Origin of the sequence: uncultured Bacteroides sp. (assembly GCF_937912035.1) — a bacterium.
Taxonomy (GTDB): domain Bacteria; phylum Bacteroidota; class Bacteroidia; order Bacteroidales; family Bacteroidaceae; genus Phocaeicola.
The window spans coordinates 16,944-42,512 of the sequence record NZ_CALDPF010000023.1 but is presented as its reverse complement, the minus strand read 5'-3'; the positions used below and the strand labels follow the sequence as shown (position 1 = coordinate 42,512).

Below are 25,569 nucleotides of genomic sequence, written 5' to 3'. Positions count from 1 at the left end.
TAATACTTTTTATTAATTCAACACCAGACAGTCATTATCGCCGAAATTGTCATATCCCGAAGTGATGACCTTTTCTCCCGGCTGCAGACCTTCAAGCACTTCGTAATACTGCGGGTTCTGACGACCTATACGTATTTCTCTTTTGTAAGCTTTCGAACCGTCCTCGGTAATCACGTAAATCCATCGTCCGCCAGTCTTCTGATAGAATGTGCCGCGAGGGATCATTATGGCTTCTTCCGGTTGTCCCAACTGCAGGTTCAGATAGTATGTCTGACCTGTACGGATATTCTCAGGCTGTGCTCCGCTGAATTTGAAGTCGGCCTTGAACTTTCCGTCGCGTACTTCCGGGTAGACCTTGCGTATGACGGCATGGAACGATTCATCCTGTCTTTCGAAATCGGCTTCCAGACCGGAAGTAACACGGTCGATGTAGTGTTCGTCTATTTGGGCCTCAATCTTATAGCTGTCAAGGGTGTTTATCTGTCCCACTTTGCTGCCCGACGGTACAGACTGACCGAGAACAACATCGAGCAATCCCAGTTCGCCGTCTATAGGGGCGGTAATTACAAGGTTGTCTTTTCTTTTGCGTATCATCTGCATATTGATTCGCATATTGCTCAGACTTTCCTGCATCTGTTCCACCTGAACGCTGCGGTAAAGGCTGTCCTGTATGGAACGTTCCTTCACGAGTTCCAGTTTGTCCTTTGCCAACTGATAATCTTCTTCGGCTTTCAGATAGTCCTCTTTGGCTATCAGGTCTTCGGCGTAAAGAGACTTTTGCGATTCGTATGTTCTGCGATAGCGTCTTACTTCCATTTCCAGTTGCAGCATTTCCTGATTTACGCTCAGACGTTGCTGTTCCATCGAAATCATTGTGTTGCGGAGGATATTTTCCTTTTCGGCAAGGTCGGCTTCCGAGTTCAATATCTGCATATCCAGGTTTTCGTTTGTAAGGCGCAGGATTTTGTCGCCGGCTTTCACGTGCGAGCCTTCTTCCATGAATATTTCTTTCACCACTCCCGTTTCCAGAGGGCTAAGCTGTATGGTTGTCATCGGCTGTACCTGACCTGAGATACGTATGTAATCGTTGAATTCACCTTCCATAACCTTGTTTATTGACAGGGTTTCAGCATTCACTCTCAGTGTACTTACATTATCTCTTATCAGGATGTATCCTATAAGGCACAACAGCAGTCCGCCACCCCAGTATGGTAAAGATTTTTTGCTGAACACCAGTGCCATTCCTTTTTTCTTTTCTATTGCTCTGTCCATGATATATCATTCTTTTTTATTGTTCTATATAACTTGTTCCTTTATAATACTTCACAACGCTGCGTTTCAGATAATACTGCAGCAATGCGTTCAGCTCTTCCGCCCGCGAGTTCAGGAAAGAATTTGTAATGGTCTGATAGTCGATAGGCGACACCATGCCCTGACGCATCTTCTTTTCGTGCAGCAGATATGTTGCTTCCTGTGCTTTTGAACGCTTCATGGCAAGTACAAGCGACTTACGCGCGCCTGTCTTGTCCTGTACGGCACGCTGTACTTCCGATTTTATGTCGTGCAGCGTCTGGCGGTATTGTGCCTCGGCGCGCCGGTACTCGTTTTTCTTTTTCGAAAGGTTTGAAAATCTGGAAAGTCTGTCATAAATAGGAATTGAAAGACTCAGCTGAATGTATTCGCCGGAGTTATTTTTCCATTGCGAGTTGAACGAAGGAGCAGTGTAGTTGGCTTTTCCGGGATAGCTGTAGTAACTGGTGGACCAACCACCGTTTAGCGACAGGCTTGGAAGAAACTGCCATCTGGCCGTGTTCAGAGCGAATCTCGCTTTATCCATTGTTCCTTTGGCTATGAGTGCCGCCGGCTGCGAACTGACAGCGTAATCCATTATTTCGTCCGCCCGGTCCTCTTCTTCCACCAGTGCCGAATATTTTTCGTCTATCATTGTGCGGTCTATCCTGAGTTCTTCCTCCACGGGCCACATCATTACGGATTTCAGTGTGAGCAGTGCATCCTGACTGTTGTTGTACGATGTCTCTAGCTGATATTCTCTGTCGGCAAGGTCGGCTTCCATCTGTGCTACATCGGGTCGGCTTTTCTGTCCCGTCTCATATTGTTTCTGCATCAGCAGCAGGCTGGCTTTCGAGGTTTCTACTTGTTTACGGAGAACTTCAGTCATTTCGGTATGGAACAGTACATTGAAGTAGGCTTCCATAACTGCCAGACACAGTTCGTCGCGTAACTTGTCTTCCTGAGAGATTCCCATCTTTACGGCTGTCTGCGAAATTCTGATATTGTTTATGGCCGAAAATCCGTTGAACAGTGTGATGCTTGCACTCAGTGAATAACCGTTATTGAAAGATGTAGTATTGGTATAGGTGTTTGTTTCAGGGTCCACGGCACGTCCGAAATTACTGTAGGCGTATGTTCCTGCCGAAACGGACGGGGTGAATGTCTTGAGAATCGCGTCGCGTCTCTCAGTACGTGCGTCGGCATTGTCAAGTTTTTGTATTTCATTTTTGGTGGAATATTCTATTGCATATTCCATACAGTCGCGCAGTGTCATTATTCGTGAAGTATCGGCAACGGATGTTGTGTCGATTTCGTAAGCCATGCATTGCGTTCCTGCCAAAATTAAAATTATGGGTATAAATATTTTTTTCATTTTACGGTTGTTTTTACACTAACTATAATACCATAACCGTGCCAAAAATGTAATTCGTTGATATAGTGATAGTTGATAAAAACTCTGTTGTGGTAACTGTAAGGTTTCTTTACAGTAGTGTAAAGATGGATTACAGTGTGGCGCAAGAAAGTGTAAAATATATTTCAAAGTTATGAATATTGATAATTTTAAAGTTTTTTGTGTCAATGCAATATATTTAATTGGTATATTTGAGCGCCTTTTAAGCGGCATGTCTTTAAAAGGTGTCTGTAATACATTAAAATTAGATATATATGGAAAATATTGGAACAGGTCTGATGCTGATGCTCGTAGGTATGTGCACGGTATTCGTAATCCTTCTCATTATTATCTGGCTTAGTACTCTTCTGATTAAGGCGGTTAATAAATTTGCTCCACCCGAAGAGGAAGTCAAACGTAAGCCTGCAGTAGCAACCGTTTCATTGGAAGAGGATTCCGTGAAGGCGATTAACATTGCAGTGGAAAAACTTACAGGTGGTAAGGGCAAGGTAATGAAAATTGAGAAGTTGAACTGATTAAAGAAATGAAAACACATTAAGAAAATGGAAAAAGAAGTAAAATTCAGTCTGGTCTTCCGCGATATGTGGCAGAGCGCCGGAAAATATGTACCACGTGTTGACCAATTGGTAAAGATAGCTCCTGTGATAGTGGAAATGGGATGCTTTGACAGAGTTGAGACTAACGGAGGCGGTTTCGAACAGGTAAATCTGCTGTTTGGTGAGAATCCTAATAAGGCTGTGAGAGAATGGACAAAGCCTTTTCACGAAGCAGGTATCCAGACACATATGCTGGACCGCGCATTGAACGGACTGAGAATGAGTCCTGTTCCGGCAGATGTAAGAAAGCTGTTCTACAAGGTAAAGAAGGCTCAGGGAACTGACATTACACGTACTTTCTGCGGACTGAATGATGTTCGTAATATAATCCCGTCAATAGGATATGCACACGATGCGGGAATGATTTCACAGTGCTGTCTGTGTATCACTTATTCTCCTATACATACAGTGGAATACTATCTCGATATGGCTAAGAAGCTTATCGATGCCGGATGCGATGAAATTTGCATCAAGGATATGGCAGGTATCGGACGTCCTGTATTCCTCGGTAAACTTGTTGCCGGAATAAAGAAGATAAAGGATATAACCATACAGTATCACTCTCATGCAGGTCCGGGTTTCAATATGGCTTCAATTCTTGAGGTTTGTAAGGCCGGATGCGATTATGTGGATTGCGGTATGGATCCTTTGTCATGGGGAACAGGTCATGCCGACATTATCAGTGTGCAGGCGATGCTGAAGGATGCCGGTTTCAAGGTTAAGGAAATCAATATGAATGCCTATATGAAGGCAAGAACCATGATTCAGGAATTCATGGACGATTTCCTTGGATTGTATATCAGTCCTAAGAACCGTATGATGAACTCATTGCTGGTAGGTCCGGGACTTCCTGGAGGTATGATGGGTAGCTTGATGGCTGACCTTGAAACAAACCTTGAATCTATAAATAAGTATAAGGCAAAGAATAATCTGCCGCTTATGACTCAGGATGAACTGCTCATCAAGCTGTTCGATGAGGTGTCATACGTGTGGCCGCGTGTAGGTTATCCTTGTCTGGTAACTCCTTTCAGCCAGTATGTCAAGAATCTGGCAATGATGAATGTCATTCAAATGGAAAAAGGCAAGGAACGTTGGGCTATGATAGCAGACGATGTATGGGATATGATACTCGGCAAGGCTGGAGCATTGGCAGGTCCTTTGGCAGATGAGATTGTTGAAAAGGCAAAGAGCGAAGGCAGAACATTCTTTACAGGCAATCCTCAGGACAATTATCCGGATCAGCTTGACAAATACCGTCAGATGATGGCTGAAAAAGGATGGGAAACAGGTCAGGATGACGAAGAACTGTTCGAGTATGCTATGCATCCGGCTCAGTATGAGGCATACAAGAGCGGAAAGGCTAAGGCAGACTTCCTGGCAGACGTGGAGAAACGCCGTGCTGAGGTTGAAGGCGGTTCAATGCCTAAGGAAGGTACTCAGGTGCTCACTGTAGATGTGAACGGAAAGCCTTATCGTGTGACTGTAGCTTTCGGTGACACTGCATTGCCAGCACAGTCTGCGTCTGCTGATAGCGCTCAGCCGGCTGCTGCATCTGGTGAGGGCAAGGATGTGCTTTCTCCGCTTGAAGGAAAATTCTATCTCACTAAGTCGGCTCAGGAAACACCTTTGAAGGTTGGTGATAAGGTTAATCCGGGTGACACTCTCTGCTATATTGAAGCAATGAAGACCTATATAGCTGTCAATGCCGAGTTTGGCGGTACTGTTGCTGCTATCTGCATGAACTCCGGCGACTCTGTATCTGAAGATGATGTATTAATGAAGATAAAGTGATAGATGTATGGAAGAGATTTTTGAACGATTATATGATATGACTGCGTTCAGCAATATCATTGCCGATCCGCGGTTCCTTATAATGTATGCCATAGCTTTCGTATTGCTTTATCTGGGTATAAAGAAACAGTACGAACCGCTGTTGCTTGTACCGATAGCTTTCGGAGTGTTGCTCGCCAATTTCCCGGGAGGGGAGATGGGAGTGATACAGGCCGACGAGAACGGTATGGTGATGGTGAATGGCGTGATGAAGAATATATGGGAAATGCCTCTGCATGAGATAGCACACGAACTGGGACTGATGAACTTCATTTATTATATGCTCATCAAGACAGGTTTCCTTCCGCCGGTAATATTTATGGGGGTTGGTGCGCTGACCGACTTCGGACCTATGCTGCGTAATCTGCGTCTGTCTATTTTCGGTGCTGCCGCTCAGCTGGGTATTTTTGCAGTATTGCTTGTTGCCATTATGGTTGGCTTTACTCCCCAGGAAGCTGCTTCATTGGGTATAATAGGTGGAGCGGACGGACCAACAGCGATATTTACCACTATCAAGCTGGCTCCTCATCTGCTTGGTCCTATAGCTATTGCGGCTTATTCGTATATGGCACTTGTTCCTGTAATCATACCATTGGTGGTAAGACTATGGTGCAGCAAGAAGGAACTCAGTATAAATATGAAGGAGCAGGAAAAGATGTATCCTCCTACTATAGAAATAAAGAATATGCGTGTGCTGAAAATAATATTCCCTATAGCAGTTACTACTATAGTGGCATTGTTTGTGCCAAGCGCTGTTCCATTGGTGGGTATGCTGATGTTCGGTAACCTGGTGAAGGAAATAGGTTCGAACACATCACGTCTGTTCGATGCCGCATCAAACAGCATAATGAATGCCGCAACCATTTTCCTCGGTATCTCGGTTGGTGCAACAATGACTACTGACGCTTTCCTGAACTGGACAACAATAGGTATCGTGATTGGAGGTTTCCTTGCTTTCGGCCTTTCAATATCAGGCGGTATTTTCTTTGTCAAGATCTATAATCTGTTTACAAAGAAGAAAATCAATCCGCTTATCGGTGCGACAGGGTTGAGCGCCGTGCCTATGGCGAGCCGTGTGGCAAACGAAATAGCACTAAAATATGATCCTAAAAACCACGTGTTGCAGTATTGTATGGCAAGTAATATCTCCGGAGTGATAGGTTCTGCGGTGGCTGCCGGTGTACTTATATCTTTCCTTGGTTAAAATACTTAAAGTGCGTTTGTTAAAGTGTTTTATAGCAAAACTGCACAATATTAAAGAAAAGTGAGCAAAAGTGGCATATATTGTAAATAAAGCAGTATATTTGCAGGCGTAATAACAAATTTAAATATATGAGTTATAATTTGCTTAAAGGAAAAAGGGGTATTATTTTCGGTGCCCTTAACGAACAGTCTATAGCATGGAAAGTTGCAGAAAAAGCTGTAGAAGAAGGTGCAATAATCACATTGTCAAATACTCCTGTAGCAGTACGTATGGGTGAAGTTTCTGCGTTGGCGGAAAAATTGAACTGTGAGGTTATACCTGCTGACGCAACAAGCGTTGAAGATCTTGAAAATGTCTTCAAGCGTTCTATGGAAGTATTGGGAGGAAAGATAGACTTTGTATTGCATTCTATCGGTATGTCTCCTAATGTTCGTAAAAAACGTACATACGATGACTTGGATTACGATATGTTGAGCAAGACTCTTGATATCTCTGCTGTTTCATTCCACAAGATGATTCAGGCTGCCAAGAAACTTGATGCTATAAATGAATATGGTTCAATTCTTGCATTGAGTTATGTTGCTGCTCAGCGTACATTCTACGGATATAACGATATGGCTGATGCTAAGGCTCTGCTTGAATCTATAGCACGTAGCTTCGGATATATCTACGGACGTGAACACCATGTACGTATCAACACTATTTCACAGTCGCCTACTATGACTACTGCAGGATCTGGTGTTAAGGGTATGGACAAATTGTTTGACTTTGCGAACCGTATGTCTCCTCTTGGCAATGCTTCTGCTGACGAATGTGCAGATTACTGTATTGTGATGTTCTCTGACTTAACAAAGAAAGTTACTATGCAGAACCTTTACCACGATGGTGGTTTCTCAAGTGTAGGTATGAGTCTTCGTGCAATGGCAACATACGAAAAGGGACTTGATGAATATAAGGATGAAAATGGTAACATTATCTACGGATAATTATTCAATTAATGCGATACATTTTAATCATAATATTAAGTTTATTAGTGCTTTCTGCCTGTCGTGATGATAGGCAGGAAGACTTTTTTTTATCTGAAGGAAGGTTAAAAATACATAGATATGACAGATTGCAGTTCGAAGCTTCTGCTCTGAACAGTTTTACTTCTCTCCAGAAGATGAATATGAATTTCCCTCACGCTACAAAACTTCTTATCGAGGATGTACTTGCACTTGGATCGGTAAATGATGAAAAAATAAACGACCGGTTGTGTGCCTATTATTCCGATACTTCTCTTGTAAATCTGATGCTTGATGTAGAAGATAAGTATAAGGACCTCGGCAGTTTTGAAAAGGATCTTACAAAGGGATTTCTATATCTGAAGAAGAGAATGTCCTCATTTCCGATACCGGTGGTATATTCACAGATATCAGCTTTAAACCAGTCTGTGGTGGTCTCTGACAGTCTCATAGGTATCAGCCTTGATAAATACATGGGTGAGGATTATCCTATGTACAAGCGTTATTATTATAACTATCAGCGGGTTTCGATGAATCCGGATAGGATTGTACCTGACTGTTTGTCTTTTTATCTCTTGAGTCTTTATCCATTTCCGTGGGACAGAAATCATCGTACATTGTTTGACTTAATGATGTATAGAGGCAAAATTGCATGGATTACTGAAAAAGCATTAGGAAGTGAAGAATTAGGAACAAAAGTACTCGGGTATAATGATATGCAGTTGGAGTGGTGCAGAAAAAATAAGAAACAATTTATTGAGTGGGTTAATAAGGCGAATCATCTGGAAAGTACAGATCCTATGATTATTCGTTCCTATTTACAGCCTATGCCTAACAGAATTTTGAATGAAGATGTACCACCTATGATTGGAATATGGTTGGGAATGCAGTATATTGACGAATATATGAAAAAGAATCCAGGAGTAACTTTTGAAGAACTTCTGAATAATACTGATTACGAAGGAATGTTGTTGGATATTGACATTTAATGTTTTGATGAATTATATGGAAACAGCATTATATCTATTGCCAGTTACATTGGGAGATACTCCTGTTGAAAAAGTTCTGCCGGCATATAATAAGGATATTATAACTGAAATAAAATATTTTATAGTTGAGGATGTACGCTCAGCGCGTAGATTTCTAAAGAAGGTGGACCGTTCTATAGTTATTGACGACCTGACTTTCTTTACACTTAACAAGCATACTTCTCCTGAAGAAATATCAGGCTTTCTGAAACCTTTGGCAGAAGGAAATTCTATGGGAGTCATTTCTGAAGCAGGTTGTCCGGCTGTTGCCGATCCGGGAGCTGACGTGGTGGCAATAGCACAGCGTAAAAACTATAAGGTGGTTCCGCTAGTAGGTCCGTCGTCAATTATACTTTCAGTAATGGCATCAGGCTTTAACGGACAGAGTTTCGCTTTTCATGGCTATTTGCCTATTGATGCTAATGACAGACTTAAAAGACTTAAAGAACTGGAGAGCAGGGTTTATTCGGAAAATCAGACACAACTCTTTATTGAGACTCCATATAGAAACAACAAGATGATGGAGGATATAATCAAGGCCTGCCGTCCACAGACAAAATTGTGTATAGCAGCAAATATTACTTGCGAGGGAGAGTATATAAAGACACGCACATTGAAGGAGTGGAACGGAAAACTGCCGGATTTGTCGAAAATCCCTTGTATATTTCTTATTTACAAATAAAACTCTTTCCATAGGCTGGCAGCATCCCTAAGATGTTCCAGCTCTTTTTTTATACACGGATTTATTTGTAGAATATTGTTCTCTATATCTTCAAAATTGAAAAATTTGCCGTCAAGCTTTATATCGCTTTCTGTCTTTAGAGGCAGTATGAATAGAAGAACGTTGTTACATATTCCACACGAGCACTCTTCGGTGTATTGCAGTATGAAGCGTGGCTGTACGTTTGTTCCAAGAATTCTTTTTGTTGTTTTCATTGCATATTTTTTACTGTCATCTAAAGTCCCTTCAAGGTTCCTTTCAATTGGGATATCCCATATATGAGATGTTGTGTTTTTTTGTGACAGTAGCAGTTTTCCGTTACATACAGGTGCTATACGGATTATATTATGTCTGGATTTCTCTATTTTCGCTACAAAATGTATCCCTAATGTGTTTACTATGAGGCAGATGATATATATAGATACGGGAACAATATTTATCATGAAAAATCGTCCTTCAGGACTCCAATCATGATTTAAGGTTTTTATAATGTAAAGAAGCAATAGGTGGATTGATGATAGTATTATGATTATTTTTGTTTCAAATTTATAAGAGAAACATATTCTTATTCCCAACTTACTTATGATGTCCTTATATAATTCCGGAGCCGAGTAGTATATAAACGCAAATGCCATTAGGGAGAACTCCACAGTTGGAGTTATGGTATTGAGAGGTACATATTTGTATCCCCAAAATAGTCTGAGAAAAAAACATGTACCTATTCCTAATGTACCAAGCAAGAGAAAGAAATTCAGGTCTTTCATCTTGATAATGTTGTATGTGAGCATTATCATACTTAAAAGCAGTCCCATACCTAGCATTTCTGTGTTGGGAAAGAAATGAAGACCTATTAATGTGATTATGATTGGTAAAAGCCCTATTGATACAATTTTGTTTCTTAAATTCATGCCCTATCTGTTTGTTCTCTTTCATTATATATCAAAGTTTCAACAAACAAAATACCGTGATTGTTCACTTGTGGATGATATGTTTTTCCGCATGATATGATGAACGTACCAATGGACCGCTTTCTACAGTCTTGAATCCCTTTTTTTCTCCTATTATTCTATACTCTTCGAACTGTTCCGGTGTGACATATTCTGCTACAGGATAGTGTTTATGAGAAGGCTGCAGATATTGGCCTATTGTAAGTATCTTGCATCCTGCTTCAAGCAAGTCGTCCATAGTCTCGAGAACTTCTTCCTTAGTCTCGCCAAGTCCTACCATTATTCCAGATTTTGCTGTAATTCCGCTTTCCGAAATCTGTTTTATCACGTTGAGACTTGTGTCATATCTTGCTACGCTTCTGACCAGCGGACTGATTCTCCTTACGGTCTCCATGTTGTGTGACAGGATATCAGGTCTTGCCTCTATTACCTGACTGACCAGTTCCGGTTTACCCTGGAAATCCGGTATCAGAGCTTCGATAGTAGTTTCTGGATTGACTTCTTTTATCTTCAGCAGTGTCTTGGCCCAGTGTGATGCTCCAAAGTCTTCAAGGTCGTCTCTGTCAACTGATGTGATAACTGCGTGGTTGAGTTTCATTAGTCTGATTGATTCTGCCACGTTTGCCGGTTCGTTTTCATCGAGTGGGAGAGGTTTTCCTGTACATGTATTGCAGAATTTGCATGAACGCGTACATATAGCACCGCAAATCATGAATGTAGCCGTTCCTTTCCCCCAGCATTCTCCCATATTAGGACAGCGACCACTACTGCATATTGTGTGAAGTTTGTGGGTATCAACTATCTTTTTGGTTTCTGCATATCTGGCGTTGGCTCCGATACTTATCTTAAGCCATTCCGGTTTTCTGATGTGTGTCATAGATTATGTTTTTAGGTGACAAGTAAATAAGTTGACGAGTTGACAGGACATGTTTATGCTCGTGTCAACTCGTCAAGTGTATTATAGATTTCTGATAAAGAATTCACTTACTCTGGTCATAAGGTGATGTCTGGTATTACCACCGAATATGCTGTGATTACGGTTTGTATAAATTTGCATATCAAACTGTTTGCCGGCTTGTACAAGTGCTTCTGCATATTCTGCACAGTTCTGGTAGTGGACGTTGTCGTCGGCAGTACCATGTATCAGCAAAAGGTTACCTTTCAGGTTTGCTGCTCTGCTGATAGCTGAACCTGCTTCATATCCTTCACCGTTTTCTTTAGGAGTACGCATGAATCTTTCTGTATAAACAGTGTCGTAGTATTTCCAGCATGAAGGTGCTGCTATGGCAACTCCGGCCTTGAAAGCTCCGCTTCCGTCGCTCATTGACATAAGTGTATTATAGCCGCCGAAGCTCCATCCCCAGATACCGATTCTCTTTCCGTCAATGTATGGCAGTGAACTAAGGTATTTGGCTGTTTCAACCTGGTCTTCCGACTCTTTCACACCGAGATACATATATGTACATTTTTCGAATTCAGCTCCGCGTCCACCTGTTCCTCGTCCATCGACACAAACCATGATGTAACCTTTGTCGCACATATATGCTTCGAACATACCACCATCGCCGAAACTTCCTATACCCCATTTGTCGAGTACCTGCTGTGAACCCGGACCACTGTACTGGTGCATGATTACCGGATATTTTTTGCTTGGATTGAAGTCAACTGGTTTCATTATCCAACCATTCAGTTCTGTTCCATTACTAGTCTTGAAAGTAAAGAATTCTTTCTGTGGCAAGTTCAGGGATTTGGTCTCTTCTTTAAGTTCCTTATTGTCGAGTAGAGTTACAATCTCTTTTCCCTTATTATTGTTGATAGTGATAAGGGTAGGAGTTGTCATGTTTGAGAAAGTATTGATGAAATACTCCATGTTACTGCTGAAGATAGCATTGTTTGTACCTTCTCTCATTGACAGTTTAGTAACTTCCCCTTTCTTGTTGACTTTGAAAATAGCAGTTCTCAATGGGCTGTTGTCATATCCTCTATAATAGAACTCATTAGTTTTCTGGTTCCAACCGAGAAAGTCTGTTACTTCGTATTTTCCTTTTGTAATCTGCCTTACAAGGTTACCGCCTATGGTGTAAAGATAAAGATGATTGAATCCGTCTCTTTCGCTCATCATTACTATATTGTCTGTAAAGAACTTAATGTTGGAGTATGCAGGTTCTTTGATATATTGTTCTGCTTCGTCACGTATTGTCAGTTTACAGATTCCACTTCTAGGATTTGCCATATACATGTCGAATCTGTTCTGGTGGCGGTTGAGTGTCATTATAGCCAGTTTTTCCGGATCAGATGTGAATTTGATACGAGGAATATATCCGTCTTCGTCAAGAGGCAAGTCTATTTTTCTTGTAACTTTACTTTTTATGTCAAAAGTATGAACTGTAACTTTAGAGTTAACTTCTCCTGCCTTAGGGTATTTGTATTCGTAAGCACCTGGATAGTACTCATATTCACTTTTTTCAGGTGACATTCCTTTATACCAAGGGAAAGAGAACTGTTTTACATGACTTTCATCAAATCTGATGTACGCTAGCATCTTACTGTCTGCACTGAACTCGAATGCCCTGTTGAATCCGAATTCTTCTTCGTAAACCCAGTCTGGAATACCGTTAAGAACTTTGTTGTATTCACCATCTTTTGTCACCTGCGATTCACTGTTTCCGAAAAGAAGTTTTACAAGGAATATGTTATTGTTTCTTACGAATGCAATCTGGAAACCGTCAGGAGAGAATAATGGAACCTGTTGTGGACCGTTTTTTGACAGAGGCTCTATCTTGTTGTTCTTAACATTGTAGATGTAGTATTCTGCTGTAAACGAACGCCTGTATATAGGCTTTGTTTCTGTCTGTATAAGTATAAGTTTCTCATCCGGTGACATGATATAGTCATCGAATGATTTTAGGTTGCAGTCGCGGGCAGTTGTAACATCAAAAACTGTACCTACTTCCTTTCCTGTTTTGAATGAGTATTTTACAATTCTTTTTTTGTCGGCACTGATTTGTGTATAATGTTCACCATCTAGCATTGGCCTCAAACCGTATATGTTCTTTGCACGGTAAGTTCCATTTGCTACATCTTTAAGCGTAACTTTTTCTGCATGAATGCCGAATGTCAGTCCGACAATCATTAGTAACAGTGTGAATAATTTTTTCATGCGCAAATAAATTTAATATTAAAGTTCTTTCTCTTTTTCTGATTTTATATTTTCTTGCTTTTCAGCTTCTTCTTTTGTAATCTGCAGTTCTTGTAGTTTGTTGATATCTTTGCTTTCCTCCATTATAGTTTCGTTATTGTTTTTTTTCTCCTTATCCTTTATACCGAACAGCCATCTGAAGAATCTTACGAATATGTTTCTTTTCTTTACTTTAGTAGTTTTGCTATTTACTGTAGTTTTGTTGTCAAGCTGTTTCTGGATAAGAGTAGAATCATTACTGATAGAATCATTAGCAACGGTTATACTGTCATTCAGTAACTTATTCTTTAATATACTGTCGTTCGGGATACTATCTTTGGCCAAAGTGTTTGGTTTTATGATAGTACTGTCGTTTAATACTATTATACTATCGCCTGGTATTACTTCTTTGAGAGGATTGTTGTCTACTACTACAGGTTTCGGTACAGGAATCTTGAATGCAATAGGGATGGAATATTTACATCTCACTTTTACTCCATGATCAGAAGCAGGTGTCCATCTTGGCATTCCTTTTATCAGGTTCATTGCGACAGAGTCTAGTGATGCTTCTAGGCTTCTTACTACTTTGGGACTTGTTATATCACCGTTTTTCTCTACAACAAATTGCATCACTACTACACCTTCAATTTTGTTCTTTTGCGCTTCTTCCGGATATTTCAGGTTACGGTCTACGTATTTTTTGAAATATTTCATACCTCCGGGATATTCAGGCATACTCTCTACATTGGAATAGATTTTTTCTCCATTTTTCTTTCGCATAACAATAGGATATGCATCTTTCTGATTCATGAGGAATGGGCTTACGGTCATAGACAGGTTTTCCATTCCGTCGGCTCTGATTATTATGTAATGATTGAAGTCGGCATCAATGGAGAACAGACCTATCTCGTCGGTTGTGGCATATCTTCCTGTTCCCTGTATGCTTACAGTTGCTCCCGTGATAGGTTCACCGTCTTCGGTAGTTACTATTCCTTCAATATTGAAGGTGCTGTTTTCCTGTTTGAATCTTAATATGTCTTCTTTAGTGTCAATGCAGAAATTCAGTACATTATTCTCTTTGTCTAGGGTAAATGTCTTTTCAGGATTCTTATTGTCTTCGTTAAGATAGATGTTTGCCGTCCGTTTATAGTTCTTTGGAACTTCGTATTCGAAGTTGATAATTCCACATGAATCAGCTTTATAAACTTCGCTTCTTCCTGTTATTTTCAGAAATACTTTTGTCTGAGGCTCACCAATGGAGTTTTTAATCTCTACCTTGAATTTGGTTTTCTCTTCTGCATTGATATTGTTTATAACAGGATTCGCACTCAACTTAAGAACAGTGAGTAATATAGAGAATATAATGTAAAGGTTAATTCTTTTCATCGATTTCATTAAAATAAAAAGCTTTGCAAACGTTTTTAAAACCATTTGCAAAGCTAATAGTATTCTCTCTTATAAGTATAAGATGAATTGTTAATAATGATGAACTTATTGCCTGTTATTGTGTAATAACAGTCTTTTTTTTCAGACGGAAATATTTTCTCACTTTTCTGAGTTTCTCTTCCACGTGCCTGTGGCTTATCTGTATTTGTCGGCGGTAAACGATACAGGTTGTTATGAAATATATACCTGTTTGTAGCCACAATGCTCTGAATTCAGTAAGTACGTCAGGCAGTGTAGCTCCCATGCTGTTGATTCTTACGAATCCGTTTATACCGAATGTAGAAGGGAATATCCAGGATACTACCTTCCAGAAATCAGGTATTGCAGCTCCCGGCCATGAAATACCGGAGATGAACAACAGTGGTACTGACGTAAATACATATATCATCATACACGATTCTCTGTGATGGATGAATATGGAGCATGTCATTGCAAAGAAAATACATGCCGACAGATACGGGAGAATGAACAGAAGCAATGTCGTCGGATTCGGAATCTGTACAAGGCTGAACATCCTGGGGACTACACACAGTACGTATGCCGATACTATGGCATAAATAAGGAAGTAAGCCAAAGATTTACCAAGCACAATTCGCAATGTACCGTTGTACTTTCTGCTTAAAGGTACGAGATCCTGAAATTTGTTCGTTTCTCTTGCCGTTCCCGCAGACAGGCCTATACCAAGCAATAAAGTTTGCTGGATAACCAGTATAAGTACGGCAGGAATAAGGAAACTGGCAAAGCCGTCCTGTGGATTGAACAGTGATATATCTTCGTATTCAATGGGAGCTGTACTTATTTCGTCCTGGCGTGCGGTTGTATTTCCCATTCGTTCGATTTTTATATCCTTGTTCATGTCAAGCGATACGTTTGTTGTAGCCATCAGCAGAGATTTGTAATAGAGCAAACCACTCATATCGCTGAAAATGCTTACCGAAGCCTGTTTCCCCTGTGAGATATTGCGGGTAAATTCTTCGGGGATGTATATTATTCCATATACCCTTCCTTCTTCGATAAGATTCTGTGCTTCTTCCATATCGGCACAATAGGATTGCACCTTGATGTCAGGAGTGGCATCTACCATTCGTATAAACTCCCTGCTCAAGGATGAACGGCTGTTGTCAACCACGGCTGCAGGAACGTCCCTTACAACTTCTTGTGTATATATAAAGGCATAGACCAGAGGGTATGCCAATGGGACAAGAATGAAGAATATCAGAACACCCTGATCCTTGAATACATTCCTCAGTTCTCTGGCACAGATGTGGAACAGACTTGAGAATCCCTGACGGACAATATTTTTAAATGATTGATGTTTCATAATTTAAAATAGTATTAAGGGAGATACTCGTATGTCTCCATAATAAGTCTTAGCTTCTTCAGTACAAAGAAAGGTAAGAGCAGAAAGAGCATAAGTGCCACAACGGAATGCCATGCATAGATTATAGGATATCCGTTCAAAGCCTGGTTTACGTATAGCAGGAAATAGTGTCTCAATGGGAAAAGATTGCTTAGAGCCTGAAGGGTAGGGTGCATTGCCATTACAGGGAATGTGAAGCCTGAAATGGAGAATGACAGTACTCCCCACAGTGATGCGGCACTCAGAGCAAGACGCATCGAACCGAACAATCCATAGAAGAAAATACCTACAGCCTGCGATGCCAGTACCAGCAATAATCCGGCCAATATCATAGATAGGATACCTCCATGACATGGGAAATGCATAAATCCGTACAGGTAGATATTATGGAACGTAGCCATGATGAAGAACACCAGAGTCTGAGGAAGAATCTTTCCTACCAGAGCCGTAACAATAGAATTGTCGGCAAGTGCCATCAGTTCTTTTCCTGTGTTTTCCTTTATCTCCGTTCCCAAAGTATATGCTGTTGTCATGAATATCAATAGCATAAGCACACCCGGGAAAAGAGTGTTACACAGGTAAATGGAGTAATTCAGCCAAGGATTGTTTATGGCATGTGTGTCTATAACAATGGGTTGCAGAAATGCCATTGCCTGATCCTCTGTTGCTCCTTTGGCGTAGAGAGTGGCTCTTCCTACTGCTCCACCTGCAAGCTCGGACATTGTCCTCATATCCCTGTAAATCAGTGATCCTGCAATGAGATATGAATAGTTTGCATAGAACGAAACCTTAGGCTGTCTGCTGGCGAGTGTTTCCTCTGTTGTTCCTTCAGGAATGTAGTAGAAAGCATATATATCGCCTCTTTGTACGGCTCTGCGCGCTTCAGCCACACTGGTGTAATGTGCCACTATTTTTGTCTGCTGGAATGCATCCAGATTTCTGATTATGTTTCTTGTGGTAGATGTGTTGTCGAGGTCCACCACCCCGGCAGGCAAGTCTGTCGGCAGTCCGTTACTCATCAGAGTAGCGAAAAACACATAACAGAGCAGAGGTGCAATAATCATACAAAACAGATACATCGGTTTTGTAGCGATACGAAGCACCTCGCGCCTCATTATTTTTATAAGTTTATAGGCGGTATTCGACATATTCCTTTATTATTTTTCAATTATGGCAGACATTCCGGGACGCAAGTTCTCTACTGCATCTACTGCTTTTGCTCTAACTTCAAAAGTCTTGAGGTCGAACTGTCCTGTAGTTTTTGTAGCTTTCCATGCTGCGTAGCTTCCCAGGTCTTTCATATAGTAAACCTTTAGTACGGCATCTTTTTCAAGAGCAGGAATGTAAGCCTTTATTTCTCCACCTACTGTGAAGTCTTTAAGCAAATCCTCTCTTACGTTGAATGTAAGCCACATATCGTCAAGCTGTGCCACATTCATAATAGGAGCGCCAGTACCTACCAGTTCGCCCACTTTAGGGAAAATTTCTGTCACTTCACCATCTGCCGATGCTACAAGATAAGTCTCGTTTATATAAGAAGATACTTCAGCCACGGCACCTTTTGCACGTTCCACCTGAGCGGCAGCCATAGCCTTATCTTCAGCCTGAGCTCCGTTTTTTGCCATGGTGTATTGTGCATTTGCAGCCTTTTCTGTGGCTTTCATTGCTTCGTACTGAGCTTTAGCCTCGTCTCTTTTCTGTTCTGAGATAACTCCCTGCTCATACAGATTATTTACTCTTTTATATGATTTCTCGGCTATTTCCAAACCTGCTTTAGCTTTTTGCCACATCTCGAAGGCAGCCTGAAGCTGTTCGGCACGAGTACCTCTGTTTGCTTTCTGGTTCATTGCCAGTGCAGCCTGTTCTGCAGCCTGAGCCTGCATCAGTTTGGCCATCACGTCCGGTGCTTCAAGTATGGCAAGTGTGTCGCCGGCTTTTACCTGATCGCCTTCTGTTACGAAGTATTTCAAAATACGTCCCGGTACTTTGCTTGAAACCCTGTATTCAGTAGCTTCAGCCTGTCCCTGTATGATTTCAGGACCTTTACCAAGAGTGAAGAATCCAATAACGCTAACGATGACTATAGCAGCCACCAATGTGAAAAATGCCAGCAAAACGTTGCTGTGTTGTGATTTATCAGCCATATCTTTTTATTATTTTAATGTTCCCATTGATTTTAGTAAATACAGTTCGCTCATTTTCATGTCTATCTGAGCATCTATTTTGCCCGATTGTGCAGAAAGCCATGCTGTTTGTGCCTCAAGTACATTGCTTGTAGGTATCACGCCTTCCTTGAATCCAAGGGTTGCGAAACGAAGGTTTTCTTCAGCCTTGTCCATGTTCTGTTCTGCCATGTGAAGCTGTTTTGTAGCTTCGTTCACCTTATATGAGCTTTGTGTCACCTGAAGTTCCACTTTTTCCTTTACATCTTCAAGCTGGTATCTTGCAATGTTTGCTTCAGCTTTTGCAGCTCTGACTTTATAGATACCTTCTCCCCAGTGGAACACAGGAACTTTCAATACTACTCCTGCAGCCCAGAAACCTCTGAATTTGTTTTCGAAGCCGTTAACAAGTGAAGGATTTGTTACTGCATAGTTTGCTGTAAGTGCAAGCGAAGGAAGGAATTCCGAACGTACCACGTTAACTTTCTGTCTGTATATCTGCGATGCCAGTTCAAGGCTTTTAAGCTCATGTCTGTTGGCTAAAGCAGTGTTTACATTACTTTCAGTATATAAATTAGGAAGTGTAAGGTTTTCCATATTTTCATCTTCCAGAGAAATATCTGTATCAAGAGGCAAACCGCATATCTGGCATAAAACCATCTTCGAAAGGCTCAATCCGTTTTCCACTTTCAATAGAGTCACTTCAGCCTCGTTTTTCTTAACCTTAACGCTCAGGCCGTCTGCTTTTGTTGCAACACCTTCGGCTATCATCTTGTCTATATCCGAATCAAGAGTTTCAAGCAGTTTGAGATAGCTTTCGGCCAGTTTCTTTTTGTTGACCAGAGATACAACCTGCCAATAAGCCTTGTCTGTATTCAGGATAAGGTCTTCCATACCAGTAGCATGTTGCATCTGTGCAAGCTGTTCTGCATATTTTGTAATCTTGTTATAAGCGATGATTTTTCCGCCCATGAACAATGGTTGGGTCAGGGTAGCGGCACCGGCAAACATGTTTCGTGTATCTGTGCGGAAAGCGTCAACAAGTCCTTGACCTACTCCGTTAAGTCCGGCTGTAAGTCCTGGTATCATGCCTTGAAGCGGTTCCAATAGCGAAGCCAATATAGGATTTGATGCGGCAATCTGCTGGAATTGTTGTTGCAGTTGTGCTCCGGTTGCTGTACCGATGTTACTGATTGAATTTTTCTGCTCGTCGCTGAGCAATGAAATCTCTTTTTGCGTACGCATGTAGGTTGCCATGATGTCGAACTTGGGCAGATAGTTCGTAAATGCAGCCTTTTTGTTATAGTGGGCGGCATTTATTTTCTCCTGTGCTATACGCAGTTCCTTGTTATTCTGGATAGCAAGGTTTCTGCAACTGTCCAGTGACAGGATGCGTTGGCTGAAACCGTTTATAGTAATTCCGGCCAATAGGATAATGCTAAGAAATCTTTTCATACCAAATGAAATGTTTTTATTGTTTGGTTGTTTATGCAACATTGCAAATATATGCCTTAATAACAAATAAACAAAGGATATTGTTGAAAAGATTTCTATTTTTTATTTTATGATTGCCGATTTAGGTTTCAGGTCGATTGAGTTATTAAAACGAAGTTTCTCATCAAGACTTCTTGATGCAGCATCTGGAGTCTCTGTTGTTGGGAAGCTTCCGGTTTCTATATGTTTTATTATAGGTATCATAAGTGAGTCCTGAGCTGTTCCCAACTCTCCTAATTCACCTTTGAAATTTTCTGCTATTTCATAATCCGGCTTCAGACCACTAGTGTAATAATCGCTGAAATCTTCTGCATTGCTCAGCAGGCTGTTTGTCATCCAGAATTCTAGCATCGGAGCTTTCGCTTCGTCTGTATAGAGTTGTTGTGCAACGTTTTTTCCAAAAGTTGCAGTGCCAACCTGTATGAGTCTTCCGGCCATATATGGTCTCAGACAGTTAATCACTATTTCCGAAGCTGAAGCAGTGTTGCTTGATGTTATTACATATAAGTTTTTGTAATTTAATGGTGAACCGTTAGCCAATAATGACTGTTCGAAGTTCAGGATATCGGTCTGGTTAATCTTATCGTTATGTGTCATTTTAAGGAAGACATTTCCCATAGCTTCCTGAGGTGCAAGATTAGTGGAAACCAATTGTGCAATATTTACATATCCTCCCGGATTGTATCTCAAATCTAGGATAATATCATCTACTGATTGACCAGCTATATCTTTGAACAGTTGCTTCAGATTTTCGGTATCATTGTTTCCGAATTCGTTATACATTATATATGCAACCCTTTTCCCGTCAATTTCAATTATATCGGACTTGTAGATGTTTTTGTTTTCTACAATTCTGGGTGATGGCATTTGTACCGTCTGCAATGTGTCGAATCCTCTTTCATTCAATTTGCCCATAGTGAACAGATATGCTTCTTTGGGCGATGTGATATAAAAAAGGTCAGAACTGTTTATCTTCTTATTGTTTGCGGCTATAATCAGGTCGCCTCTTTTTAATCCGACTTCTTCTGCAGGTGAATTTTCTTGGGTGTAAAGCACTCGTATTCCGTAAGAACCATTCTCGGCTCTTACCATAGTACCTTCGAAACCGAAAGTAGGAGTTGTAGATGTACTTCTTGTGGTTACAAAAACAGAATCAATGTGTGAGAAAGTGCTACCGGATTTTTTGTCTTTTGAAGAAACCATTGAGTTCAGGAAATCACTTGGCTTATTAAAGAAGTTCAGTGACTGCTTTTCCGGAATATCCTGATAGTAGAGATATTCCTGCTGCATGGTTTCGTACATCCATGTTTGGGTAGTAATGAGCGCATAATATTCTCCTGAACGGTCTTCACCACATGAAGAAACAAGGGCGGATATAGCAAGTCCGCCCATTATTCCAGATATAATTTTTTTCATCTTATTCTTGTGCTTACACATTCTGTTGTAATTATTTAAGAGTAAACGAACCTTGTCCAATCATGTTACCATCTGCAAATACATATACTTTATATGTACCTGACGGCATGAATTCCTCTACATCCCAATATAATGTAACAGTCTGTTCCTCACCTGTATATTCTATCATTTTCTTCATAGAATATGAAATGTTTCTGTCTTCGTATGCAAATGTATTAGATGCACTTTTTGTAAGAATTTCATTGTCTGGTTTGGCTATTCTGACATATACGGTCTTGTTTCCTGTTTGAGCTGTAATGTTCTTTACAATAGTAAATGATATGGCAAGCTTCTTTACGTCTTTAGCTCTTTTTGCTTCTCGATTTCGCTTATTCAGAGGTTCAGTCACAATATTTGTAGCATCTAGCTGTGATGCCAGTGTAACCTTTTCGTTAAGCGATTCCTTTTCTTTGGAAAGATTTGAAATCTGTCTTGTTGCAGCGCTGTATTTGTTTTTTACTTCTTTATTCTCCTCTTGGAGTGCAGCATTTATTTTATTTAATGAGTCAATCTGGATAACGTATGTTCTCAAAACAGCCCTTACTGTTTTCAGTTCCTTTTTTAGTCGCATTATTTCTGCGGCATTGCTAGTTTTTACTTGGCGCAGTTCTTCAAGCAGTCTTTGAGTTTTCAGTTTTTCGCTTTCCAGCTTTTCCCTAAGTGAGTCATTGTTTATCTGGATTTGGAGTTCATCATACTGTGTAGCGAAGGTACTGTATTCATTTTCCATTTCCATTTTTTCGATCTCAAACAGTTGGGACATTTCTTTGTTTTGCTGCATCTGATGAATTGCAAAAAAAGATACGCCTGCTATAATTATTGCGAGGACTACTATTGTAATAATCAGAGATTTGTTCTTATTCATATTCATATTATTTTATAATGCGTCGCAAAAATACAATAATTATGTCAAGAAGTAAGATTTTACTCTCCAAAAAAAATATAATATGGTCTTTATTCGAATACAACTTTTTCTGAAGGGTCTGTTTTCCATTTGCGGAAGGTTAAATCTGGGTATTTTGATTTGTTATCTTCTATCCATTGGTTTAATTCGTTTACCATTTTTGAATACTCTTCTAGACTTTCTGAATAATATACAGCTTTTTTAAATGCTGTTTCGCTTTTGAAATCTTCATATATTGTTTTTCCTGTGTAACTGTCAGGTAGAATGCAGTTTATATAATTCCCTTTATCATTTTTATAGCAAATACCATAATATCCAGATTCATATTCTGATATGAATATATTATACAAATTTTTTGTGTTATTTCTACAAATGCATGATGAATATTTTGAGGTAGTGTTTTTATTTATATTGTTATTAATTCTACAATTAAATATATTTCCATTGTTTTGAAATACAAAAACTCCTAGAGTTCCATTATTAGATTCTAATTGCAAATTAGATATGCTGCTGTTTATTATTGTTCCATTATTAATAATGGTGAATCCTGCGTATTGTTCTTGATTCATATACAAAACACCGTCAATTAAGTGGCAGTTATCTATTGTCCCATTATTTCTGCTGACAAATAGACTTGCCATAGTATAACTGTTGAAGTCAGGTAAATTAAATATTGAGTTTTTAACTTTTAAATTCTTTACACATGCTATTTCTGTTATTTCACCTATAATGCTAGGATTTATGGTTGTTGATTTTTTTGCTTTTAAATATGATAATGTATGATTGTTTCCATCCAATACATCATTGAATACTTTTATTAAAGCTATTTCATCAGCTTCTTCTTCCGTAAAACTTAAGTCATTATATAGATTGAATACCCTTTTGCCATTTATTTCTGTATAAAGATCTTCAATTCTTTTACCGTTATATTCAGTTTCACCATTTATCAGATGGGTGAATGCTATAAAATCTTCTTTTGTATAAATTCCATTTTCTGAATCCTTTCTGACGTTACAGATATATTCGAATCCGCTTTTGAATAACATGTTTTCTTTTACGGTTATTTCGTCTAATGTTGTGTTGTCACATTCTATTTTGAATGATAATGTCATTTCCTTATTGCAAGGTATGAAAAAACCATACTTGCCATATTCATTTTTTTCCTGACTGACAAGATTATTGTTTTCAGATGTAGTGTATTCACCTGTATTAAAGTCTATATTATCTATTTTCTGAGGAATATTTATATGAACTCTTTTTATTGTATCGTTGAGCCCTTTGTCTATATTTATAACGAATCTGGCAAAAATATGATTGAAAGTAAGATTAATTGTTTTTAGGGTATTGAATGTATCTTTACAGCAAACGATGTCTTTAAGTTCTCCATTTTCATCGTAAAGATCATTTTTTTCTTTTATTACAGGGTAAAATGCTATAATATTTGCCGGGCCATCCTCAATATACCATTTATTGTCTTTCAATCCACTCCATTCTCCATTTCCGTATTTAAGTATGTCTCCGTTAGCTCTTACTCCGCCATTACTGAAAAATAATATAGAATCACCAATAGAAATATTCTCTATGCTGCTGGCTCTTGTTTCATTGTCGGTATATCTTAGTGCAGAGTTGCCTGTAATTGTTACTTCAGAACCTGTCTGGTTCTCGTTTAAGTTGTCATGAGTAAATTCTTTTATACAACTGGTGAGAAATACTATAATACTGAGGATAATTAATGATTTATTTTTTTTCATGTCAAAATCTTAATTATTTATTATAAAAAAGAAAGTGTAATACCCAAAAGTACAATTTTTTTACTAATAAATAATGAAATACGTAAAAAAAACGCTGCCATACCTTCTCAGGCGGGCAGCGCAAGCTACAATACAAAATACAAATACAACTAAACGAGATATCTTAAATCTTTCGATTTAATTCTAAACAATACCTTGTGCCATCATCGCATGAGCAACTTTCATGAATCCTGCTATATTGGCACCTTTTACATAATTTATATATCCGTCCGCTTCAGTTCCGTATTTCACGCACTGTTCGTGGATGTTGTGCATTATATGATGGAGTTTTTCGTCCACTTCTTCAGCGCTCCAGCTTAAGTGCATAGCATTCTGGCTCATCTCAAGACCTGATGTCGCTACACCACCGGCATTCACAGCTTTACCAGGTGCGTACATAATCTTGTTTTCAATGAATGAGTCTATTGCTTCAGGGGTACAACCCATGTTCGAAATTTCTCCGACGCAAAGTACGGAATTTTTTATCAAATTTCCAGCATCTTCGCCATTTAATTCGTTCTGAGTTGCGCAAGGAAGTGCAATATCTACCTTAACTTCCCATGGACGGCGTCCTGGAACGAATTTTGAACCCGGGAATTTTTCTGCGTAAGGTTCAACAATATCATTTCCGGAAGCACGAAGTTCGAGCATGTAGTCTATCTTCTCACCGCTAATTCCGTCAGGATCGTATATATAACCGTCAGGACCTGATATTGTCACTACTTTGGCACCAAGTTGAGTCGCTTTTGTTGCGGCACCCCAGGCTACATTTCCGAAACCTGAGATTGCTACAGTCTTGCCTTTTATGTCGATACCTTTCTTGTCGAGCATGTGTTTCACGAAGTAAAGACCGCCAAATCCTGTTGCTTCAGGACGTATCAGGGAGCCTCCGAATTCAAGTCCTTTGCCAGTAAATGTTCCTGTAAATTCGTGTGTCAGCTTTTTGTACATACCGAACATGTATCCCACTTCTCTTCCTCCTACACCTATATCACCTGCCGGTACGTCCATGTCAGGACCAACGTGACGCCATAATTCTAGCATAAAGGCCTGACAGAAACGCATGATTTCAGCGTCGCTCTTACCTCTTGGAGAGAAGTCAGAACCACCTTTGCCGCCTCCCATAGGAAGGGTGGTAAGAGCATTCTTGAATGTCTGCTCGAATCCGAGGAATTTCAGTATTGAAAGATTTACTGATGCATGGAAGCGGATACCGCCTTTGTATGGACCTATGGCATTGTTAAACTGTACTCTGTAACCTATGTTTACCTGTACCTTGCCTTTATCATCAACCCAAGGCACACGGAAAGTTATGATTCTGTCCGGTTCTACCAGGCGTTCTATCAATGATACTTTTTCAAATTCTGGATGTTGATTGTATACATCTTCAATAGAGAGCAATACTTCTTTTACTGCTTGCAGATACTCCGATTCACCTGGATGTTTGGCTTCCAGGGAAGCCATGATTTGATTGATATTCATAATTCAAAATATTAAGGTCTGACAAAATGAAATGTTTTGTTATCTGCAAAGTTATGAAATTCTATATGCTAGCCAAATTTTTCTGTGCTTATTTGTGTAAAATAATGATAAAAAGTAAGTCTCCTTTAAGGCATGAAAATATTGGTAAGAGTATTTGTAAATGTCTTTTTATTGTTGAAAAAGATTTTTTCATGAAAAAAGGTTTTTAATATAATAAATCTCTGTAACTTTATCCTCGAAATATATCATTTTATGTGAATTGGG

At 39.7% G+C, this 25,569-nt stretch carries 20 protein-coding genes; 6 read left to right on the top strand and 14 right to left on the bottom strand.

Annotation, left to right across the window (positions count from 1 at the left end; genetic code table 11):
- Window positions 1-12: 12 nt before the first annotated feature.
- Together Q0486_RS03990 and Q0486_RS03985 are read right to left on the bottom strand one after the other, a co-directional pair.
- On the bottom strand, window positions 13-1,272 hold the full coding sequence (locus Q0486_RS03990) for an efflux RND transporter periplasmic adaptor subunit (protein WP_299230460.1): 1,260 nt from the start codon (window positions 1,270-1,272) through the stop codon (window positions 13-15).
- A gap of 16 nt (window positions 1,273-1,288) precedes the next feature.
- Window positions 1,289-2,665, bottom strand: coding sequence for a TolC family protein (locus tag Q0486_RS03985; RefSeq protein ID WP_299230458.1), 1,377 nt, complete (start codon window positions 2,663-2,665; stop codon window positions 1,289-1,291).
- Window positions 2,666-2,958: 293 nt separating this feature from the next.
- Here Q0486_RS03985 and Q0486_RS03980 point away from each other — a divergent pair, with 293 nt between their 5' ends.
- The 6 genes from Q0486_RS03980 (at window position 2,959) to Q0486_RS03955 (ending at window position 9,048) form a co-directional block, all read left to right on the top strand.
- Complete coding sequence (locus Q0486_RS03980) at window positions 2,959-3,219, top strand: OadG family protein (protein ID WP_154043931.1); 261 nt, start codon at window positions 2,959-2,961, stop codon at window positions 3,217-3,219.
- Between the two features lie 27 nt (window positions 3,220-3,246).
- Complete coding sequence (locus tag Q0486_RS03975) at window positions 3,247-5,091, top strand: biotin/lipoyl-containing protein (protein ID WP_299230455.1); 1,845 nt, start codon at window positions 3,247-3,249, stop codon at window positions 5,089-5,091.
- A 7-nt stretch (window positions 5,092-5,098) separates the two neighbouring features.
- Window positions 5,099-6,334: a sodium ion-translocating decarboxylase subunit beta gene (locus Q0486_RS03970; RefSeq protein WP_235339505.1), complete on the top strand. Its 1,236-nt coding sequence runs from the start codon at window positions 5,099-5,101 to the stop codon at window positions 6,332-6,334.
- A 128-nt stretch (window positions 6,335-6,462) separates the two neighbouring features.
- A complete protein-coding gene (locus tag Q0486_RS03965) occupies window positions 6,463-7,320 on the top strand; it encodes an enoyl-ACP reductase (RefSeq protein WP_299230452.1) in 858 nt (285 codons plus the stop codon).
- A gap of 11 nt (window positions 7,321-7,331) precedes the next feature.
- Window positions 7,332-8,327, top strand: a complete 996-nt coding sequence (locus Q0486_RS03960; protein WP_299230451.1) for a gliding motility lipoprotein GldB — start codon at window positions 7,332-7,334, stop codon at window positions 8,325-8,327.
- 16 nt (window positions 8,328-8,343) lie between these two features.
- Window positions 8,344-9,048 carry an SAM-dependent methyltransferase gene (locus tag Q0486_RS03955; RefSeq protein ID WP_299230449.1) on the top strand — a complete coding sequence of 235 codons (705 nt, stop codon included), beginning with the start codon at window positions 8,344-8,346 and terminating at the stop codon, window positions 9,046-9,048.
- On the opposite strand, the gene Q0486_RS03950 is transcribed toward Q0486_RS03955, so the two are convergent.
- The 12 genes from Q0486_RS03950 to gdhA all read right to left on the bottom strand — a co-directional run bounded on the left by Q0486_RS03950 (window position 9,039) and on the right by gdhA (window position 25,305).
- Window positions 9,039-9,995: a hypothetical protein gene (locus Q0486_RS03950; protein ID WP_299230447.1), complete on the bottom strand. Its 957-nt coding sequence runs from the start codon at window positions 9,993-9,995 to the stop codon at window positions 9,039-9,041. The two genes, Q0486_RS03955 and Q0486_RS03950, sit on opposite strands and share 10 nt — an antisense overlap.
- Window positions 9,996-10,059: 64 nt before the next feature.
- Window positions 10,060-10,911: a lipoyl synthase gene (gene lipA / locus Q0486_RS03945; RefSeq protein WP_299230446.1), complete on the bottom strand. Its 852-nt coding sequence runs from the start codon at window positions 10,909-10,911 to the stop codon at window positions 10,060-10,062.
- A gap of 81 nt (window positions 10,912-10,992) precedes the next feature.
- Entirely contained in the window at window positions 10,993-13,194 is a 2,202-nt protein-coding gene (locus Q0486_RS03940) for a S9 family peptidase (RefSeq protein ID WP_299230444.1), read from the bottom strand.
- An 18-nt stretch (window positions 13,195-13,212) separates the two neighbouring features.
- Window positions 13,213-14,598, bottom strand: coding sequence for a TonB family protein (locus tag Q0486_RS03935; protein ID WP_299230442.1), 1,386 nt, complete (start codon window positions 14,596-14,598; stop codon window positions 13,213-13,215).
- 115 nt (window positions 14,599-14,713) lie between these two features.
- Window positions 14,714-15,979 (bottom strand): ABC transporter permease, encoded by a 1,266-nt coding sequence (locus Q0486_RS03930; protein ID WP_299230440.1) that lies wholly within the window; start codon window positions 15,977-15,979, stop codon window positions 14,714-14,716.
- 14 nt (window positions 15,980-15,993) lie between these two features.
- Entirely contained in the window at window positions 15,994-17,166 is a 1,173-nt protein-coding gene (locus tag Q0486_RS03925; RefSeq protein ID WP_289090766.1) for an ABC transporter permease, read from the bottom strand.
- A 9-nt stretch (window positions 17,167-17,175) separates the two neighbouring features.
- Entirely contained in the window at window positions 17,176-18,162 is a 987-nt protein-coding gene (locus Q0486_RS03920; RefSeq protein ID WP_289075448.1) for an efflux RND transporter periplasmic adaptor subunit, read from the bottom strand.
- A gap of 9 nt (window positions 18,163-18,171) precedes the next feature.
- Window positions 18,172-19,635, bottom strand: coding sequence for a TolC family protein (locus Q0486_RS03915; protein ID WP_299230434.1), 1,464 nt, complete (start codon window positions 19,633-19,635; stop codon window positions 18,172-18,174).
- 102 nt (window positions 19,636-19,737) lie between these two features.
- Window positions 19,738-21,090 (bottom strand): S41 family peptidase, encoded by a 1,353-nt coding sequence (locus Q0486_RS03910; protein ID WP_299230431.1) that lies wholly within the window; start codon window positions 21,088-21,090, stop codon window positions 19,738-19,740.
- Window positions 21,091-21,121: 31 nt separating this feature from the next.
- Window positions 21,122-21,994, bottom strand: a complete 873-nt coding sequence (locus tag Q0486_RS03905) for a hypothetical protein (protein WP_299230429.1) — start codon at window positions 21,992-21,994, stop codon at window positions 21,122-21,124.
- An 89-nt stretch (window positions 21,995-22,083) separates the two neighbouring features.
- Window positions 22,084-23,784: a fimbrillin family protein gene (locus Q0486_RS03900; RefSeq protein ID WP_299230427.1), complete on the bottom strand. Its 1,701-nt coding sequence runs from the start codon at window positions 23,782-23,784 to the stop codon at window positions 22,084-22,086.
- Between the two features lie 183 nt (window positions 23,785-23,967).
- Window positions 23,968-25,305, bottom strand: coding sequence for an NADP-specific glutamate dehydrogenase (gdhA, locus tag Q0486_RS03895; protein WP_299230425.1), 1,338 nt, complete (start codon window positions 25,303-25,305; stop codon window positions 23,968-23,970).
- Between the last annotated feature and the right edge of the window lie 264 nt (window positions 25,306-25,569).

Excerpts from the sequence above, each read along its gene's own strand:
- gdhA (WP_299230425.1), bottom strand. The coding sequence starts at position 25,305 with ATGAATATCAATCAAATCATGGCTTCCCTGGAAGCCAAACATCCAGGT.
- Q0486_RS03960 (WP_299230451.1), top strand. The coding sequence starts at position 7,332 with ATGCGATACATTTTAATCATAATATTAAGTTTATTAGTGCTTTCTGCC.
- Q0486_RS03950 (WP_299230447.1), bottom strand. The coding sequence starts at position 9,995 with ATGAATTTAAGAAACAAAATTGTATCAATAGGGCTTTTACCAATCATA.
- Q0486_RS03940 (WP_299230444.1), bottom strand. The coding sequence starts at position 13,194 with ATGAAAAAATTATTCACACTGTTACTAATGATTGTCGGACTGACATTC.
- Q0486_RS03905 (WP_299230429.1), bottom strand. The coding sequence starts at position 21,994 with ATGAATAAGAACAAATCTCTGATTATTACAATAGTAGTCCTCGCAATA.
- Q0486_RS03900 (WP_299230427.1), bottom strand. The coding sequence starts at position 23,784 with ATGAAAAAAAATAAATCATTAATTATCCTCAGTATTATAGTATTTCTC.
- Q0486_RS03910 (WP_299230431.1), bottom strand. The coding sequence starts at position 21,090 with ATGAAAAAAATTATATCTGGAATAATGGGCGGACTTGCTATATCCGCC.
- Q0486_RS03970 (WP_235339505.1), top strand. The coding sequence starts at position 5,099 with ATGGAAGAGATTTTTGAACGATTATATGATATGACTGCGTTCAGCAAT.
- Q0486_RS03920 (WP_289075448.1), bottom strand. The coding sequence starts at position 18,162 with ATGGCTGATAAATCACAACACAGCAACGTTTTGCTGGCATTTTTCACA.
- Q0486_RS03980 (WP_154043931.1), top strand. The coding sequence starts at position 2,959 with ATGGAAAATATTGGAACAGGTCTGATGCTGATGCTCGTAGGTATGTGC.
- Q0486_RS03955 (WP_299230449.1), top strand. The coding sequence starts at position 8,344 with ATGGAAACAGCATTATATCTATTGCCAGTTACATTGGGAGATACTCCT.
- Q0486_RS03935 (WP_299230442.1), bottom strand. The coding sequence starts at position 14,598 with ATGAAAAGAATTAACCTTTACATTATATTCTCTATATTACTCACTGTT.
- Q0486_RS03965 (WP_299230452.1), top strand. The coding sequence starts at position 6,463 with ATGAGTTATAATTTGCTTAAAGGAAAAAGGGGTATTATTTTCGGTGCC.
- Q0486_RS03975 (WP_299230455.1), top strand. The coding sequence starts at position 3,247 with ATGGAAAAAGAAGTAAAATTCAGTCTGGTCTTCCGCGATATGTGGCAG.
- Q0486_RS03990 (WP_299230460.1), bottom strand. The coding sequence starts at position 1,272 with ATGGACAGAGCAATAGAAAAGAAAAAAGGAATGGCACTGGTGTTCAGC.
- Q0486_RS03930 (WP_299230440.1), bottom strand. The coding sequence starts at position 15,979 with ATGAAACATCAATCATTTAAAAATATTGTCCGTCAGGGATTCTCAAGT.
- Q0486_RS03985 (WP_299230458.1), bottom strand. The coding sequence starts at position 2,665 with ATGAAAAAAATATTTATACCCATAATTTTAATTTTGGCAGGAACGCAA.
- Q0486_RS03915 (WP_299230434.1), bottom strand. The coding sequence starts at position 19,635 with ATGAAAAGATTTCTTAGCATTATCCTATTGGCCGGAATTACTATAAAC.
- lipA (WP_299230446.1), bottom strand. The coding sequence starts at position 10,911 with ATGACACACATCAGAAAACCGGAATGGCTTAAGATAAGTATCGGAGCC.
- Q0486_RS03925 (WP_289090766.1), bottom strand. The coding sequence starts at position 17,166 with ATGTCGAATACCGCCTATAAACTTATAAAAATAATGAGGCGCGAGGTG.